We start from the raw sequence: 16,190 nt of genomic DNA on the forward strand, positions 1-16,190 counted from the left end.
ATAATCACCGCAGCTCTGCTAACCTAGATCCATGTCCGCCCCCATACGCAAGATCATCCATATCGACATGGATGCCTTCTACGCCTCCGTCGAGCAGCGCGACGATCCCGGGTTGCGGGGACGGCCGCTGGCCGTAGGTTATTCGGAAAAACGCGGCGTGGTCGCCGCGGCGAGCTATGAGGCGCGAGCCTTCGGCGTGCGTTCGGCCATGCCCTCCTCGACTGCGCTGCGCAATTGTCCCGACCTCATCTTCGTCAGGCCGCGTTTCGAGGTTTATCGCGCCGTCTCCCGCCAGATTCATGCCGTCTTCACCGAGTTCACGCCGCTGATCGAGCCCCTGTCGCTGGACGAGGCCTATCTCGACGTCACCGCAAATTTACAGGGCCTGCCCTCGGCGGCGGCCACGGCCGAGGCCATCCGTGCCCGTATCCTCGAGGAGACCGGCCTCACCGCCTCGGCCGGCATCTCCTACAACAAGTTCCTGGCCAAGCTCGCGTCCGACCATCGCAAGCCCAATGGCCAGTTCGTCATCACCCCAGCCATGGGATCGGCTTTTGTCGAGACGCTGGCGGTGGCCAAGTTCCACGGTGTCGGCCCGGTCACCGCGGAAAAGATGAATCGGCTCGGCATTTTCACGGGAGCCGACCTCAAGGCACGGCCGCTGGAGGATCTCATCCGCCATTTCGGCAAGGCCGGCGCCTGGTATCATGCGATCGCACGGGGCGAAGACGACCGGCCGGTGGAGCCGGACCGCCCGCGCAAATCCGCCGGCTCGGAGACGACGTTCTCCGACGACCTGACGAAGCCTGAGGATATCGAAACGGGTGTCCTCGCCATGGCGGACGAAGTCTGGGCCTGGTGCGAGAAAACCCAAGCCTTCGGCCGCACCGTGACGGTGAAGATCAAATATGCCGATTTCCAGCAGGCCACCCGCAGCCGTACCCTGACCGCGCCGGTCCATACCCAGGAAACCCTGCGGGCCGTCAGCCTGGAACTCATCCGCAGCGTGTTTCCGCCGGCAAAAGGCATCCGCCTGCTCGGTGTCACCATGTCCGGCTTCGCCTCGGAAGAGCCCTCGGACGGCGCGCAGCTCGAACTCGGCCTGGACGGTTGATTCCCCCGACAAATCTGCCTGATCGAACCGCCATGGCAGTCGGACCGAGGTCATAATGTCCTGGAATCGATCTATCCCTATCTCGACATATCGCTTGACTTAAAGTTAACTTGAACTTGTATCAAAACTCCCTGAGTGATTCAGGGAGCTTCGATCGATGACGGTTCATACCGATCTCAAAGGCCTGCGTGCGGCGGTTACCGGCGGCACCTCCGGGCTTGGGCTGGCCCTCGTGCGGACGCTGGCCAAGCGGGGCGCTCAGGTGGCCTTCGTCGCCCGCACCAGCGATGCCGTGTCGCGCGTGGCTGCCGAAACCGGTGCGCTCGGCATTGTCGGCGATGTCGGACGCAAGACCGACATCCATGCCATTGCCCTGCAGATTACCGGCAACCTTGGCGGTCTCGATCTCCTCGTCAACAATGCCTCCAGCCTTGGGCCTGTGCCTCTCGCCTTGCTGGCCGACACGCAATGCGAGGAGTTAGAGGCAGCCCTCGCCACCAACCTGGTCGGCCCCTTCCGCCTGACCAAGGCTCTGTACGGCGCCCTCGCTGCCTCGGCGCGGCAGGGACGTAAGGCCAGCGTGGTCAACATCAGCAGCGACGCAGCCGTCAACGCCTATGCCGGTTGGGGCGCCTATGGCGCCAGCAAGGCCGCGCTGCAGCATCTCACCGCTATCTGGGCCGAGGAAGCCCGCGAAGAAGGCATTCGCTTCCTCGCCGTCGATCCCGGCGACATGGACACCCCCCTGCATGCGCAAGCCATTCCGGAGGCCGACAGATCCTCGCTCAAGCGTCCCGAGGAAGCGGCATCCGAGATCATTCGCAGCCTGGGCCTGGATGAGCCGCGCCTCGCTCTGACCGTGGAGATCCGGCCATGATCGCCGCCGACAATCCGGAGCCTGGCGCCGCCCGGCTGCTCGCCGTCTCGGGCACGGGCAAGATCCGCCATCTGCCGCGCAGCGCTTTGTCTCTGCTATTCAGCCCCGGCGACCTCATCGTCGCCAACGACGCAGCTACCCTGCCCGCCAGCCTTGCCGGCATCCATGCCGAAAGCGGCAGGCCGATCGAAGTCAGACTGGCCGCCTGGGTCGCGGCCGGTGATCCCCGTCACTTCATCGCCATCGTCTTCGGGGCGGGCGATCACCGCATGCGCACGGAAGACCGCCCCGCGCCACCGCAGCTTCTCGCCGGCGACAAGCTCGAACTTGGCCCACTCACGGCCATGGTCGAGCGCTTGCATGGCTATCCTCGCCTGGTATCGCTGCGTTTCCCCGGCCCCCCGGAACAGATCTTCGCCGGGCTGGCGCAGCATGGGCGGCCGATCCAATACGCTCACGTGCCCGAGCCTCTCGCTCTTTGGGACATGTGGACAGCAATGGCGGCCGAGCCGCTCGCCTTCGAACCACCCTCGGCCGGTTTCGCGCTCGACTGGCGCACGATCGCCGCCTGGCGACGCCGCGGCGTGGGTTTTGCCAGCCTGACGCATGCCGCCGGAATTTCCTCGACGGGCGACGCGGTGATGGATCTGCGCCTTCCCTTCGACGAGCCCTACCGCCTCCCGGCGGCGACGGCAGCTGGGATCACCCGCACCAAGGCGGTCGGGGGACGCGTGATCGCCATCGGCACCAGCGTGGTGCGGGCTCTCGAACACGCCGCCTCGCTCCCCGGTGGCCTCAAAGCCGGTGATGGCTTGGCACAGGGGCGAATCGGGCCGAAATCAAAGCCTCGTCTCGTCGATGCCGTTCTGAGCGGCGTCCATCTGCCGGGCGAGAGCCATTTCGAATTGCTGCGCGCCTTTGCCGGCGATCGCATTCTCGACCGGATCTCGCTCATGCTGGAAGCGTGGAACTACCGAGCCCACGAGTTCGGTGATTCCGTGCTGATCGAGCGCCAGGCACCAGCGCAGGAGGATTACATCGAACCACCGCCAGGCATCACGGCAACCTCCATATGGGCAGGGGCGGCCCCTACTCCATGAGGGCCGCCTTCATGAAGCAAACCATGGTGGCGTGAACGGGCTCGTCGCCGACCACGCGGATGGCGTGCTGGCGGTCGCAGCGATAGCGCAGCGTCTCGCCAGGCTCAGCCCGCTCGAGCACGCCGGCCACGTCGACCTCGACCACGCCGGCCAGGATCGACAGGCACTCGACCGAGCCGCGCTGATGGGCGTCGCTTTCAAGCACGCCGCCCGGCTCGGCCCGAAAATCATACCATTGCAACCATTCCACCGTCTTCAGCCAGCCGACCACCGCCAGACGGCACTTGCCGTCGTCGGAAATGATCACGGGCGTATCGACACGGGTGGTCTTTTCGATGAAGGCCTCGTCCTCGCTCGAACCCAGTACCCTTTCGATCGAAACGTCGAGGGCTTGGGACAGGCGCCAGATCGTCGCCAAGGTGGGGTTGGTTTCGTTACGCTCGATCTGGCTGATGATCGACTTGGCAACCCCGGATTGCTCGGCCAACTCCGACAATGAAAGATTATAGGCCTTGCGCAGACGCTGGACCGTCTTGCCGAGTTGCCCCGATAGCGCGACCGCGCCCGCATCGAGTTCACCCCGCCTTTCCAATCCGCTCATTACCAGCCTTCCGTTTGTTATGACGAACGATCGTTTGTTCTGGCGGACAATACGGCCAAGCTGAGCGAGAGAAAAGCCTTTTGATGGAAGCAAAGGCAGGATCGAACACATGTCCATCGCGTGATGGCCTTACATGACACCAGTACCATCGAAACCCGATGGCAAGACCTGGCACAAGACTCCCTCTGCACGGCAGATCGTCCTATGATCGCAGCCTCGACCGTGCCGACCGAACGCGGGCGGGCTATGGGATTTGACCGGGATTCGCGATGGGGCATGGACAAAAGAGTTCGAGCGAGCCGGTTTTCTGGTACCGGAGCCCGGCGCCGCGCTTGAACATACTGGTCAGCGGGATCTACGGCTATCGGGAGAACGGCGCTGCCATGCAGGGCCTCACCGAGACCGCCTCTCTGACCGTGCCGCTGATCGTCAATTTCGGCAGCCCGTTCCGCATCGGCCTCGGCAGGACCCCAACCCTTGCAGACAGTTATGGCAGCTTTGCCGCTGGTCTGTTTGCCGGCCCGATCGTCATGGATTCGGATGGCGCGGCCGAGTGTATCCAGATCAATTTCACGCCGCTTGGCGGGCGGCTGTTCTTCGGGCTGCCGATGAGCGAGCTGGCCGACCGCATGGTCGCGCTGGATGACCTCGCCGACTGTGACATCGATCAATTCGCCCGGCGGCTCGCCGAACTGAACTCCTGGGAGTCCCGCCTCGATCTCGCCGAGCATTTCATCGCAATCCGCCTCGACCGCGCCCCGCAGGCCAATCCCTCGATCGGCTGGGCCTTCTCCCAGCTCATGCTCAAAGGCGGCGACGTGCGCATCGGCGCACTGGCGGAAAAACTCGACTGGAGCCGCAGGCGCCTGGTCGCAAGCTTCCGCGAAGAGATCGGCTTGCCTCCGAAATCCGTCTCCCGCATCATCCGCTTCAATGCCGCGCAGGCTCTCGCCGCCAAGGGCACGGCGGCAGGATGGGCCGATATCGCAGCGGCCTGCGGCTATGCCGATCAGGCGCATCTCACCCGCGAATTCACCTCGCTGGCAGGATGCGCACCGACCGCCTGGCGCCCAGCCAAGTAATCCCAGACCTCCTGGCGCATTTCAGGTTTGAGCACCCGGCAGTTTTCGACACCAAATCAAAGATTTGGCGAAAATCGCCAGAAGGAGCCGAGAGTCATGGAAAATGACTCTCGGTATAACATTTCTTCAAGACCACCCGCCGCCCTCGGGGGCACGGTCCACTCCGGTTCACAAACGGAGACATGTTCCATGGTACTATCGTCGACTGAAGCCCCCCGCCTCTACCCGGCCCTGCGCTATGCCAATGCGCGCGCCATGATCGACTGGCTGCAGGAAGCCTTCGGCTTCACCTTGCATGCCTGCTACGGCAATGGCGACGTCGTCGATCACGCCCAGCTCGCCCTCGGCTCTTCGATGATCATGCTCGGCTCGGCTCGCGACGACACTTTCTGCAAGATCGTCGGCTCGCCTGGATCAGGAGGTGGCAAGTCGATCTATATCGCCGTCGACGATGCCGATGCCGCCTATCAGCGCGCCAAGGCCGCCGGGGCGATAATCGAGCAAGAGCTCGTCGATCGCGACTATGGCAGCCGCGAATTCATCTGCCGTGATCCGGAAGGCAATATCTGGGCTTTCGGTACTTATTGGCCGAAGGCGGCCGAACCGTCGACGCCCTGAAAAGCTGTACGGCAAAGGTGGCTCAAGCAACCGGAGCGTCGCTGCAAAACCGATACCGATCTTCGGGAAGAACGATGCGAAAGGACCTGCAGCATCTTGTTCCCATCGACACACCGGCGCTGCGCCCTTGAGGCTACGGATACCCCCAGTAGAGACGGCGTGACGAGAATGAGCCCATGGTCAGCAGGTTCCTTGCAATCTTCACATGCATCGCCAAGAGCGAATGCTCCCGCAGGCATTCCGCCGGCACCTGGGAAAAGGAACTTGAGAGGCTCACGCCCGGCTGGCAGCTCGGCAAGCTCAGCCTCTCAGAATGCCGCTTCCTGTTCGAAGCCCTGTCCGCCGGCAAATAGACCGGTGGGCTGCCAGACCAGGAGCAGGGGAAACAAGGCCTGGCTGCCCTCCCCCGACTGGTGAAGGCAGCCAGGCACCGCACTCTTGCTATTCGGCCGCCAGCTTTCTCGCCTGCGCGTCCTGGATGGTGCGCCACACCACCTCGGGGGTCGCAGGCATATCGAGCTTGGTGACGCCGACGCCGCGCCTGAGAGCATCGATCACCGCGTTCATCACCGCCGGGGCGGCGCCGATGGTGCCGGCCTCGCCGGCGCCCTTGACGCCGAGCGGATTGTTCTTGCAGGGGATGTTGCGCGTCTCGAAATGGATGAAGGGCAGATCGTCTGCACGCGGCAGCGCATAATCGGTGAGAGATGCCGTCAGCAACTGGCCGTCTTCCGAATAGACCGTACGCTCAAGCAAGGCCTGGCCGATGCCCTGGACTACACCGCCATGCACCTGGCCTTCCAGCAGCATCGGGTTCACCACCATGCCGAAATCGTCGACGATGGTGTAACCGAGGATGCCGGTGACCCCGGTCTGAGGATCGATCTCCACCTCGCAGATATGCGTGCCGTTCGGATAAGTCGCCTCGCCCGGCTGATAGTCGGTCTCGGCGCTGAGCAGTTCAGGCGTCGCCTTGGGCAGGCGGGCGAGCGCGGCAAAATCGATCGCCTTGTCGGTGCCGACCACGCGCACTCGGCCGTCCACGATTTCGAGATCGGCGATGCCGGCCTCGAGTTCGTCGGAAGCGAGCGTCTTGAGCTTCTCGGCCAGAGTCTGGCTGGCCCGGGCCACTGAAGCCCCGCCCACCGGGATCGAGCGCGAGCCGCCGGTGCCGCCTCCCGTCTTGATGCGATCGGAATCGCCCTGGATGACGTTGATGCGCTCGAGCGGCAGGTCGAGATATTGCGAGACGAACTGCGCATAGGCCGTCAGATGCCCCTGCCCGTTGGTCTGCGTGCCGATCAGCACGGTCGCGGTGCCATCTTTTTCGAGCGTGACGCTGGCCACTTCCTTGGGCCCGTCGGCGCAGGCCTCGATATAGGTGGACATGCCGATGCCGCGGAACTTGCCGGCCTTCTTGGAGGCCTGCCAACGGCCCTTGAAATCACCCCAGCCGGCGACATCCATGGCCTTGCGCATATGACCCTCGAACTCGCCGGAATCATAAGTCCGGCCGGTCGGCGCCTTGAACGGCATCTGCTCGGGCCTGACGAAATTGCGCGTGCGTACCGTGTCGACGGAAAGCCCGGTCTCGAAGGCGATGGCATCCATCAGCCGCTCGATGAGATAGGCGGCCTCCGGCCGGCCGGCGCCCCGATAGGCATCGACGGGCAGCGTGTTGGTGAAGACGCCGCGCACCCTGACATCCATGGCACCGATCGCATAGGCGCCAGTCGCCATCAACGCGCCGAGCCAGGGGATGAAGGGACCGAACTGCGACAGATAGGCGCCGAGATCGCCGATGATGTCGATCTTGACCGCCAGGATGCGCGAACGGCGATCGAGCGCCGCCTCGATACGACTGATATTGTCGCGTCCCTGGGTATCGGCCAGGAAATGCTCGGCCCGGTCGGCAAACCACTTCACCGGCTTGCCCAGACGGCGCGCCGCCTCCAGCGAGAGCGGATATTCACGATACATGAAGGCCTTGGTGCCGAAGCCGCCGCCGACATCGCCAGTCTTCACATGCACCCTGTCGGGCTCCACCTTGAAGACATGGTTGGCGAGCGTGTCGCGGATGGAATGCACGCCCTGGCTGCCGACAGTCAGGGTGAAACGCTTGCCGTCCCATTCGGCAAGGCAGCCGCGGGTTTCCAAATAGTTGGCAACCAGACGGTTGTTGACGACGTCAAGGGACACCACGCGGGCGGCCTTGTCGAAGGCCTTGGCCACTTTCTTGGCATCGCCGATCTGGGCATCAAAGGCGAGGTTCGAGCCATGCTCGGGCCAGACCAGCGGCGCACCGGGTTCAAGGGCCGCCACGGAACCGACGATGGCGTCGAGCGATTCGTAGTCGACCGGGATCGCCTCGGCGGCGTCATGCGCCTCGATCAGCGAATCGGCGACCACGAAGGCGACCGCATCGCCGACATGGCGCACCACGTCGCGCGCCAGCAGCGGATAAGGCTGTGGGCGCTGCGGCGAGCCGTCGGCATTCTTCATCAAGGCGAGACAGGGAAGATCGCCGAGGTTATCGAGATCGGCAGCCGTCAGAATCAGCTTTACGCCCGGCATCGCCGCGGCATCGGTAAGATCGCCAATGCTGAAACGGGCATGGGCATAGGGAGAGCGCAGCACATAGGCCCGCAGCACGCCGGAACGCAATTCGTCATCGACGTAACGGCCCGTGCCGGTGATGAAGGACTGGTCCTCCTTGCGACGCACAGCTTGGCCAACGCCAAATTTGGTAGGCGGCATCAGGAACCTCCGGCAATTTAATGAATGGCGCTTCTGAATATAGCCTTCGAATAGCACGGAGGAAGCCGATTTCAAAAAACCTGAAGAATTTTTCCGTCACACGCTGGACACACACAAAGAGCTTTGCTACATCGCGGCCATCGAACGCGGCACCGCGTCGCGCTTCGGTGGTTTCGATGGGCGCATAGCTCAGTTGGTAGAGCAGCTGACTCTTAATCAGCGGGTCCTAGGTTCGAGCCCTAGTGCGCCCACCATCGAAATCCCTGATATCGCTGAAGAAAAGCAAGGCGCCCTTCGAGGCGCCTTCTTTTGTTTCAGGGCGAAGCGCCATCCTGTTGCCGGTTTGAACACCTCCCTGCCATGCGAGACCGGCAGAGACTTGAGCAATGATCGCAACCCCCATGTGACTCGAACGAGCATCTTGGATGTAGAAGAGCCTGTCGGCGAGCTCTGCCGTCTTGAGTTCATCCAGGTAGTGCCAGGCATCCCGCGCGAGACAGACGTCGTCACAGCCCTGGATATTTGCCTGAAAAGATCCCTCGCACATGGCGTGGCGCTTAGGGCACCCGCAGTTTTGGCTGAACCAATTCGCATCTAAATCTATGGGCGCCAGCAACGGCCATGCGGTGCCGTTTGGTTAGGTCTATCGATTGGGATTTGGGCAATGTCGATGCCTGAATTGTCGAAAACCTTTCATTCTTGAAATAACTTTCTCTCGAAAAAACAGTCATCAAACAATTCTCTTCAGATTTCGATATGAGTAGGACATACGCTCTCCTAAAGAGTTAGTATTTTCAACACTCCTACTCCTTATAAAAATGTCTCCCGGTGATATCATCAGCATTAATGGACTGTGGGGCATTCCAGAGAGAGCGAGTTATTCGTCATGAACATCGCCTTCGCAAACAAAATAGAAAGAGAGTCGAATTCAAGTTCCAGAAAAATTGAAAACATACTCGATACGAACAAGCAAATATTTAAAGAAAATTACAACATTAGACCCTTCAAGCTTCACCATACACTTTGTCGAAGTGGCTTATTCGAGGTGCCCGAGATCGTTAAAACTGCTCGCAGCATAATCGCGAGCGGCAATGCCGCCGACTTTCTCGCTCTTGATTTGAAAAAAGTATCGATCAGCAGTAAATTCACCGAGGCCACGCAGCATGACCGGCCGACCGAGTTGATCGAGCGGCTTGGCGAGGGCGGCTCCTGGATCAGGCTTTCACGTACACAGAATTACAATCCCGATTACGCCCGGGTTCTCGCGATGCTCATCGATGAAATCGGGACATATGCCGATCGCCCATTCCGCCAGGAGGTGACTTGGGCAACCCTGACCGTGATTCTGTCTTCGCCCGGGATCTCCACCCCCTTCCATATCGACCACGAATCCAACTTCCTGTTCCAGATTCAGGGCGAGAAGGATGTCTGCCTGTTCGATCCCAAGGATCGCGAAGTCCTGCCGGAAATCGAACTCGAACGCTTCTATGCCAGCAGCTACAATACACCGCGCTATAGGCCCGAATTACAGAGCCATGGCGAGATCTACAGACTGACACCCGGCGAAGCCGTGCACCATCCGCCCGTAGCGCCACACTGGGTCAAGAACGGCAGCGACATCTCGGTGAGCCTGAGCATTTCCTTCTGCATGCGCGCTCTGGAGCAACGGGCCAGGGTTTATCAGGCCAACTTCATGCTGCGCCAACTCAGGCTGAAACCGCGACCGCCCGGCTTTTCACCGGCGCGGGATGCTCTCAAGGCAAAACTGGTTTCCGCCCTCGAAATGCCCAATCCCAAGACCTTCCAGGATATCGTCTACTCGCCGATGATGCGGCTGAAATCACCAATGCAGTTCATCAGGAAGGTTTTCAGACATCGAGGCGTCACCTGAAAAGACGATATGCCTGCCGGTCGCGCGCGCGATGGGTGGGATGAGAGTGAGACAGGTCCCCGCTTGTCGTCGCTGCCAGATCGCGGTCGAGCGCCGTTCGACCGAACGATCGGGCTGCAAAAGAAAACCCGGCGCTGTCGGAACGCCGGGCCAAGGAGGTTGCTGTCCCGCTGAATCGCTGGACGCCGTGATAAATTCCATATCACGTGATACGATCGTGACGTGTGAGCCATCTGAATGCTCCAGCTCCGATCTTGCCCCCTCGCGGACAAGAAAAAGCCCGGCGTTACGCAACGTGCCGGGCCAAGATCGGATGCGACGTATCGGGCCGGTATTGGGAACGGCCGACAACGCACGATGATTAGACCAAATGGTGTGACGGGGGCGTGATAAAACCCAGCTCACCATCGCATCGATATTCGCCACGTCCGAATCTCGATGCAGAACGCGGGCCTACGCCATCTCCATAGCAGTGCCCCCAATGGCTGTCATGACTTCGACAGGCGTTTCACATTGGAACGAACCTTGCGTCGATAGTCTCGAACGACGGTGCCAGGCGCCGTGCCCGTCATGAGCTTGCCTGCGGCTTTCTGCGCGGCTGTGACTTTCTCGCTGATCATCAGCTTGGCCTCGCGCTCGGCGCGGCTTCCGCCCTGAGCTAGCCGAAGCGTACGCAGTAAAATGGCTTGCTGTGATTCAAAAGCGAGCATCGACATATCGTAAAATAATTTAAACATCCGGTCTCCTATACCGCAACGTAACATAGTCCGATGTTTGCGACATGGCTATGTCGTTCGAAAGAGCCCGGCCTCGTGCTCGCCGCTCAGCCTTAATCGCCCCCGCCCCCCCCCGTCAATCTCATCGACGAGGACCATCTTCACGCCTCCCCTGCAGCCACCGCACCGCAGGGGCATCGTGCGATCCCACTTTTCAGAACGCGCCGGTCGCGTCCTTGCGCATCTTCTTCACGACGGGGTTGGCTCCCATCCACAGGGACAGGCGGGTCAGCACGACGAAGAACAGGAACAACCCGCCGAGCACCAGCGGCACCAGCCATTGCTCCCCGCCGCGCAGGCGGAGAGATCCGAGACCACCCAACTCCTGCCACGAGTTGGTCAACGCGACGAAGCCAAAGATCACAGCCAGGTTAAAAATCAACGAGATGACGAAGCCGACGAGCGCTATCGACCATGCCTTGCCGCCTTTCGGCTTCATGCCGGTGCGGGAGGCATAGTATTTCCCGGTCCCCGTGCCTGCAGACAGCAAAGGCAGGACGCCCAGGAAGGAGTTCTTGCTCATGTCGATGTGTAAGAATGCCTCCAGCAGGAATGCAATGACCACGACGGCGATCGCGGTCAGAATATACAACCATGAAAAGCGGAAAATGGCCGCTCCGAATGAAACGGTGTTGGTCGTTGGAATGTAACTATCCACTTAGAAGCCCCCCAAAGGCTCAAACAAAATCGAGCAGGCCGCGCTCAACCAGCTTTCGATCGTCTCTCTAGCCAATTCCTTGCGCCATTATGAGTTGTACATCCGGACTATGCAGTTTCATGCGAGACTCATCATCATAGCGGCTGCTTCAAGAAGGAACGCTGCGCCGCGGCATTCCAGGAGCGTTTTGGAACCCCTGCAACTACGATCATGTATCCGGCAGCTTCGGGTACCTGCCATCTATGATCTGGTCGCGGATATATCGTCGCTGAAGAATTGAATCACGAATTGACGGTGGCTTGGCGGGAACACTCAGCCGGACTTTATCTGAATTCTGATGCTACCCAAAGTACACCGAGATCAAAGATACCAATTATACCAAAGTATGTATTGGTGACACCTATGTATAATCCTGTTACGCTGAGCTTCTAATCCTCATCTAAGTTTTAGCAGCCTAACTCATGGGCGTTCCCGTCTGGGAACCCGGAGGCCCGGATGACAACCTCAGCAAGGCGTCCTTCCCGGGCCTCCCCCCTTATCAGCCAGCCATGATCGGTATGCTCCGGCTGAGATTGATCCGCATTTCGTGCAAGAACTGAGACCGCCTGTCGCCATCGGACGACAAGAGGCTGAGCAGGACGTTGCGCGCTCTGTGCAAAAACGCACAACCGTGCAGCGTGTCAAAGGCTAAGCCGCGCATGGATCATTTCGATGGTCCATGCAGTGCATCCTGACACATCGCCATCAGCCCCGAGCCCGTCCCATGATTGCAAGAGCCACCATCCTGCTGCCAGCCACGTTGATATGCCTGGTGGCGCTTACGCCTGCCAGGCTTGCCGCCCAGGAGACCGCCGCAAGAGACGCGACCGTGGCGACTGCCCCCGAATGCGCTCCGGGCTTCCATTTCAATCAATGGCGAAAATGCGTGCCCAATCGCACCATCAATGACGCCAGCCGAGATGCGTTCGATCCCCGGCACATGGCGTCGAATGCCTCGGTCGGCCGGCTATCGGAGCGTCGGAAGAACATCGACGTGTGCCCGCCATCGCTTCGTCCCAATCACTCCGGCCAATGCGTTCCCCATAGCTGACGGACAAATACCAAAGCGGAAGCAATTCAAAGGGGTACCTCTCGGTGCCCCTTTTGCATGTCCCGAACCTGCATCTCAGGCCGCGTGCCGTCGCAGGCGCTTGATGCCCTGCCAGACCAGGAACAGCACCACCGGTGCCGCGCACAGCATGGCGATGGCCTTGTCGACATGCCAGATGTGGCTGACGCCCTCGATCATGTAGCCCAGGATGGCGAGAGCATAGTAGGAGATCGCGATGATGGAGAGCCCCTCCACCGTCTCCTGCAGGCGATACTGGCTTTCCGACGTGCGCGAGATGGTGTCCAGAATCGTCTGGTTCTGCGTTTCCAGGCTGAGGCTGATATGGGCGTTCAGGAGTTCCGCCGAACGTTCCAGCTTCATCGCCACCGCCTGCAGGCGCTTCTCCGTTGCCAGGCAGGTGGCAACGGCCGGGTTGGTCCGGTTGGTCAGATAGCGGTCGATGGTGGTGAACTCGCCGATCGGCCGCTCGACGAGTTGCCCCAAGCGGGTGCCGAGCACCGCCGCATAGGCCTGGCTCGCCGCGAAACGGAAGCTGGTTTCCTCGATGCTGCGGCCGACATCGGCCGACAACGCATGGATGGCCTCCAGCGCCTCCCGGTTCTCCCCGGTTGAATGGGCGTGGCCGACCCGGCCCATCACCTGGCTCACGGCCCCCTCGAACTGGCGGATCGTCGAAGCGAGGGCTCGGGCCACCGGCAGGCCGAGCAGAACGAAATTGCTGTAGGTCTCGATCTCGAGGAGGCGGCGCACCAGCACGCCGCGACGCACGACGTTGCACTGCCCGGCCGCAAGCTCGTAGCGGGTGAACCCGTCGCGATCGCGATTGAAATCCGTCGCGACCTGGGCCCTGCCGTCATAGAGTTCGGAATAGCACAGGCTGATCGGGTTGAAGCCGACCAGCGCCGCTTCCGAAATGGCGTGGGTCTCGGTCAGGTCGATGCGTGTGGCACTGACCCGCTGCAGCCCCGCGAAACAGTCCAGGCCGATACCCTCGGGCCAGGGCTCGCGGTCGGTGAGGACGGATTGCCAGGTCAGCGTGGCAAATTCGTTGTGGAGTTCGAAAGTGGCCTTGCGTCCGCCTCTTTCCACCGTGATGTGGCGTGTGCGGGCATCTTCGAAGGGCAGAACGGGCTGGCCGGCGAAAAGGGCGAAGCCTCGCGCCACTTCTTCCAGCGAAGGTCCCTCGTTTCCCGGCATGAAGGCAACCCTGCGGATGCGCGCCGCAATGGCGATCGGCTCGGTCGGCCTGGCATGCAATTCGGCATAGATGGCCGCCCGCCCCGGATGGTCGGCAAACGGGGGCTCGCTCGCTTCCGAGGTGCCGATCGCCGTCATCGTGACTTCTCCAATTCCATTGCGCCGAGCCTTTCGAAGCAACTTCCGAGCCAAGGCCCGCTGGTTCATCCGTCCGTGCTCGCAGGAAATACACGTCAGCGTTGCAGTCCGAAAGTCTGAACAGGCGCCCGTGCCCGCATCCATTTGACGCGGCAAGCTTATTCTTTGATTCTCTTCGGCGGCGGCAACGCTCAACACGGGGTCCGTCGCAATCGCCAGTCAGGGAGTACGAGAGCCATCATGAGTGTCGTCCTGGTCACCGGAGGGGCCGGCTATATCGGCAGCCATGTCTGCAAGGCATTGGCGTCATCCGGACACAGGCCCGTTGCCTGCGACGATCTTTCGAGCGGCCGAGGAGAACATGTCCGCTGGGGCCCCTTCGAACAGGGCGACATTGCCGATGCGGACTGGCTCGCCGGCGTATTTGCCCGGCACCGGCCTGGCGCGATCATGCATCTTGCCGCCTATGCCGATGTGGGTTCGTCGGTCACCGATCCCGCCCCCTGCTACGCCGCCAATGTCGCAGGCACTCTCGCGGTGATCGAGGCGGCGCGGCACAACGGTAATTGCCCGATCGTCTTCTCCTCGACCTGCGCCGTTTATGGCGACGCCCCGGTTCTTCCGGTTACCGAAGCAACCCTCCCGGCCCCCGTCAGCCCCTATGGCACCACCAAGCTCATCGACGAGCAGGCGCTCCGTCATTACGACGCGGCCTATGGCCTGCCCAGCGTTGTGCTGCGCTATTTCAATGCGGCCGGCGCCGACCCTGACGGCGAGATCGGCGAGCGGCACGCAACGACCAGCCTCGCCATACCCAAGGCGATCCGCGCCGCCCTGGGCCTCGGCCCCGTCTTCAAACTATTCGGCACCGACTATCCCACCGCCGATGGCACGGCCATGCGCGATTATGTCCATGTCGTCGATATCGCCGATGCGCATCTTCGCGCCCTGGACCATCTGTTGGCGGAAGGCGGCAGCCTGACGCTCAACCTCGGCAGTGGCCGCAGCACCACCGTAAGGGAATTGCTGAAAATGGTCGAAGCCGTCACCGAGCGACCTGTACCCGTCCAGCCTTATCCTCGCCGCAGCGGCGATCCGGCAGCCCTTTATGCGAATATCGACAAGGCGGCCGACACGCTGGGCTGGTCGCCAGGCAACAGCGACCTCCGCAGCATCGTCGCCAGCACCGCAGCCTGGATCGAAAAATCACCGGGTTAAGACAGGAGGAATCCTCAGGCCGTGGCCGCCCCTAGCAGGCGGGCATATTTGTCGGTGGCCTCGATCAGGCGATGCAGCGTACCCGGCTCGGAGAAGGAGTGGCCTGAGTCTTCCACCATCTGCAATTCGGCTTTCGGCCAGCGCTTGGCCAGTTCCCATGCCGTGACCGGCGGGCAGACCACGTCATAACGCCCCTGCACGATGGTGCCGGGGATGTCGGCGAGCTTGCCGGCATCGCGCAGCAATTGCCCCTCCTCCATCCAGCCGCCATGCACGAAATAATGGTTCTCGATGCGGGCGAAGGCCAGGGCGAATTGTTCCTGCGCGTGGCCCACGGCAGGCCCCTCCGGCATCAACGTCGAAGTCTCCCCCTCCCAAACGCTCCAGGCACGGGCCGCCGCGAGGCGGGTCGCCGCATCATCGCCTGTCAGGCGCCGATGATAGGTCAGGATCGGATCGGCCCAGGCATCCTGCGGCAGATCCTTGCGGAAGGCTTCCCATTTGTCCGGGAAGAAATAGGAGGCTCCTTCCCGATAGTACCAGTCGAGCTCCATGCGGCGCAGCGTGAAGATGCCGCGCAACATGAGCGCCTGCACCGCCTGTGGGTGGGTCTGCGCATAGGCAAGCGCCAAGGTCGAGCCCCAGGATCCGCCAAACAGGCTCCAGCGCTCGACTTTCAGCACTTCCTTGCGCAGCCGCTCCATGTCGGCCACCAGATGCCAGGTTGTGTTGGCCTCCAGATTGGCATGCGGGCGGGAGCGGCCGCAGCCGCGCTGGTCGAACAGCAGGATGTTCCAAGAGCGCGGATCGAACAGGCGCCGATGCTTGGCCGAACAGCCTGCCCCCGGGCCGCCATGCAGGAAGGCCACCGGCAGGCCCTCGGGATTGCCGGCGAGTTCCCAATAGATGGAATGACCGTCGCCGACATCGAGCATGCCGGAGCGATAAGCCTCGATTTCGGGATAGAGCCCGCGCCTCGGCGTGCCATCCGGCTCGCTCGAGCGATCAAACGCCATGATGAAATTCCTACGTACTGAACCGGTATCGGCAAT

Annotated in this window: 14 protein-coding genes and 1 tRNA gene; 9 read left to right on the top strand and 6 right to left on the bottom strand. The window is 61.7% G+C overall.

Translation table 11 applies throughout. The features are described 5' to 3' along the window. Nucleotides 1–31: 31 nt before the first annotated feature. The 3 genes from dinB to ACN6KF_RS10285 all read left to right on the top strand — a co-directional run bounded on the left by dinB (nucleotide 32) and on the right by ACN6KF_RS10285 (nucleotide 3,091). Complete coding sequence (dinB, locus tag ACN6KF_RS10275; protein WP_434956750.1) at nucleotides 32–1,114, top strand: DNA polymerase IV; 1,083 nt, start codon at nucleotides 32–34, stop codon at nucleotides 1,112–1,114. A gap of 157 nt (nucleotides 1,115–1,271) precedes the next feature. Further along, nucleotides 1,272–1,991: an SDR family NAD(P)-dependent oxidoreductase gene (locus ACN6KF_RS10280; protein ID WP_434956751.1), complete on the top strand. Its 720-nt coding sequence runs from the start codon at nucleotides 1,272–1,274 to the stop codon at nucleotides 1,989–1,991. Beyond that, the gene (locus ACN6KF_RS10285; RefSeq protein WP_434956752.1) at nucleotides 1,988–3,091 is read left to right on the top strand and encodes an S-adenosylmethionine:tRNA ribosyltransferase-isomerase; all 1,104 of its coding nucleotides are present in this window, start codon (nucleotides 1,988–1,990) and stop codon (nucleotides 3,089–3,091) included. The genes ACN6KF_RS10280 and ACN6KF_RS10285 overlap by 4 nt, the downstream gene beginning before the upstream one ends. Here the strand turns inward: ACN6KF_RS10285 and ACN6KF_RS10290 are convergent. Continuing rightward, nucleotides 3,081–3,692 (bottom strand): helix-turn-helix domain-containing protein, encoded by a 612-nt coding sequence (locus ACN6KF_RS10290; protein ID WP_434956753.1) that lies wholly within the window; start codon nucleotides 3,690–3,692, stop codon nucleotides 3,081–3,083. The two genes, ACN6KF_RS10285 and ACN6KF_RS10290, sit on opposite strands and share 11 nt — an antisense overlap. Nucleotides 3,693–4,024: 332 nt before the next feature. On the opposite strand from ACN6KF_RS10290, the gene ACN6KF_RS10295 reads away from it, so the two are divergent. From ACN6KF_RS10295 to ACN6KF_RS10305, 3 genes are all read left to right on the top strand, one after another. Continuing rightward, nucleotides 4,025–4,774 carry an AraC family transcriptional regulator gene (locus tag ACN6KF_RS10295; protein WP_434956754.1) on the top strand — a complete coding sequence of 250 codons (750 nt, stop codon included), beginning with the start codon at nucleotides 4,025–4,027 and terminating at the stop codon, nucleotides 4,772–4,774. A gap of 189 nt (nucleotides 4,775–4,963) precedes the next feature. Next, nucleotides 4,964–5,392 carry a VOC family protein gene (locus tag ACN6KF_RS10300; RefSeq protein WP_434956755.1) on the top strand — a complete coding sequence of 143 codons (429 nt, stop codon included), beginning with the start codon at nucleotides 4,964–4,966 and terminating at the stop codon, nucleotides 5,390–5,392. A 176-nt stretch (nucleotides 5,393–5,568) separates the two neighbouring features. Beyond that, the gene (locus ACN6KF_RS10305; protein WP_434956756.1) at nucleotides 5,569–5,745 is read left to right on the top strand and encodes a hypothetical protein; all 177 of its coding nucleotides are present in this window, start codon (nucleotides 5,569–5,571) and stop codon (nucleotides 5,743–5,745) included. A gap of 88 nt (nucleotides 5,746–5,833) precedes the next feature. Here the strand turns inward: ACN6KF_RS10305 and ACN6KF_RS10310 are convergent, their stop codons facing one another. Then, a complete protein-coding gene (locus tag ACN6KF_RS10310; protein WP_434956757.1) occupies nucleotides 5,834–8,149 on the bottom strand; it encodes a xanthine dehydrogenase family protein molybdopterin-binding subunit in 2,316 nt (771 codons plus the stop codon). 178 nt (nucleotides 8,150–8,327) lie between these two features. On the opposite strand from ACN6KF_RS10310, the gene ACN6KF_RS10315 reads away from it, so the two are divergent. Both ACN6KF_RS10315 and ACN6KF_RS10320 read left to right on the top strand, forming a co-directional pair. Beyond that, a tRNA-Lys gene (locus ACN6KF_RS10315) sits at nucleotides 8,328–8,403 on the top strand. A gap of 632 nt (nucleotides 8,404–9,035) precedes the next feature. Further along, a complete protein-coding gene (locus ACN6KF_RS10320) occupies nucleotides 9,036–10,040 on the top strand; it encodes a cupin-like domain-containing protein (RefSeq protein WP_434956758.1) in 1,005 nt (334 codons plus the stop codon). A gap of 488 nt (nucleotides 10,041–10,528) precedes the next feature. Here the strand turns inward: ACN6KF_RS10320 and ACN6KF_RS10325 are convergent, their stop codons facing one another. The 3 genes from ACN6KF_RS10325 to ACN6KF_RS10335 all read right to left on the bottom strand — a co-directional run bounded on the left by ACN6KF_RS10325 (nucleotide 10,529) and on the right by ACN6KF_RS10335 (nucleotide 13,920). Next, a complete protein-coding gene (locus ACN6KF_RS10325) occupies nucleotides 10,529–10,777 on the bottom strand; it encodes a hypothetical protein (protein ID WP_434956759.1) in 249 nt (82 codons plus the stop codon). A gap of 193 nt (nucleotides 10,778–10,970) precedes the next feature. Further along, entirely contained in the window at nucleotides 10,971–11,474 is a 504-nt protein-coding gene (locus tag ACN6KF_RS10330) for an ABZJ_00895 family protein (RefSeq protein ID WP_434956760.1), read from the bottom strand. Between the two features lie 1,165 nt (nucleotides 11,475–12,639). Next, complete coding sequence (locus ACN6KF_RS10335; protein ID WP_434956761.1) at nucleotides 12,640–13,920, bottom strand: DUF3422 family protein; 1,281 nt, start codon at nucleotides 13,918–13,920, stop codon at nucleotides 12,640–12,642. A 240-nt stretch (nucleotides 13,921–14,160) separates the two neighbouring features. On the opposite strand from ACN6KF_RS10335, the gene galE reads away from it, so the two are divergent. Then, nucleotides 14,161–15,138, top strand: coding sequence for a UDP-glucose 4-epimerase GalE (gene galE / locus ACN6KF_RS10340; RefSeq protein ID WP_434956762.1), 978 nt, complete (start codon nucleotides 14,161–14,163; stop codon nucleotides 15,136–15,138). Nucleotides 15,139–15,152: 14 nt separating this feature from the next. Here galE and pip read toward each other — a convergent pair whose 3' ends face one another. Beyond that, nucleotides 15,153–16,154, bottom strand: coding sequence for a prolyl aminopeptidase (pip, locus tag ACN6KF_RS10345; RefSeq protein WP_434956763.1), 1,002 nt, complete (start codon nucleotides 16,152–16,154; stop codon nucleotides 15,153–15,155). Nucleotides 16,155–16,190: the final 36 nt, after the last annotated feature.

Origin of the sequence: Labrys methylaminiphilus subsp. lupini, assembly GCF_051161885.1 — a bacterium.
GTDB lineage: Bacteria > Pseudomonadota > Alphaproteobacteria > Rhizobiales > Labraceae > Labrys.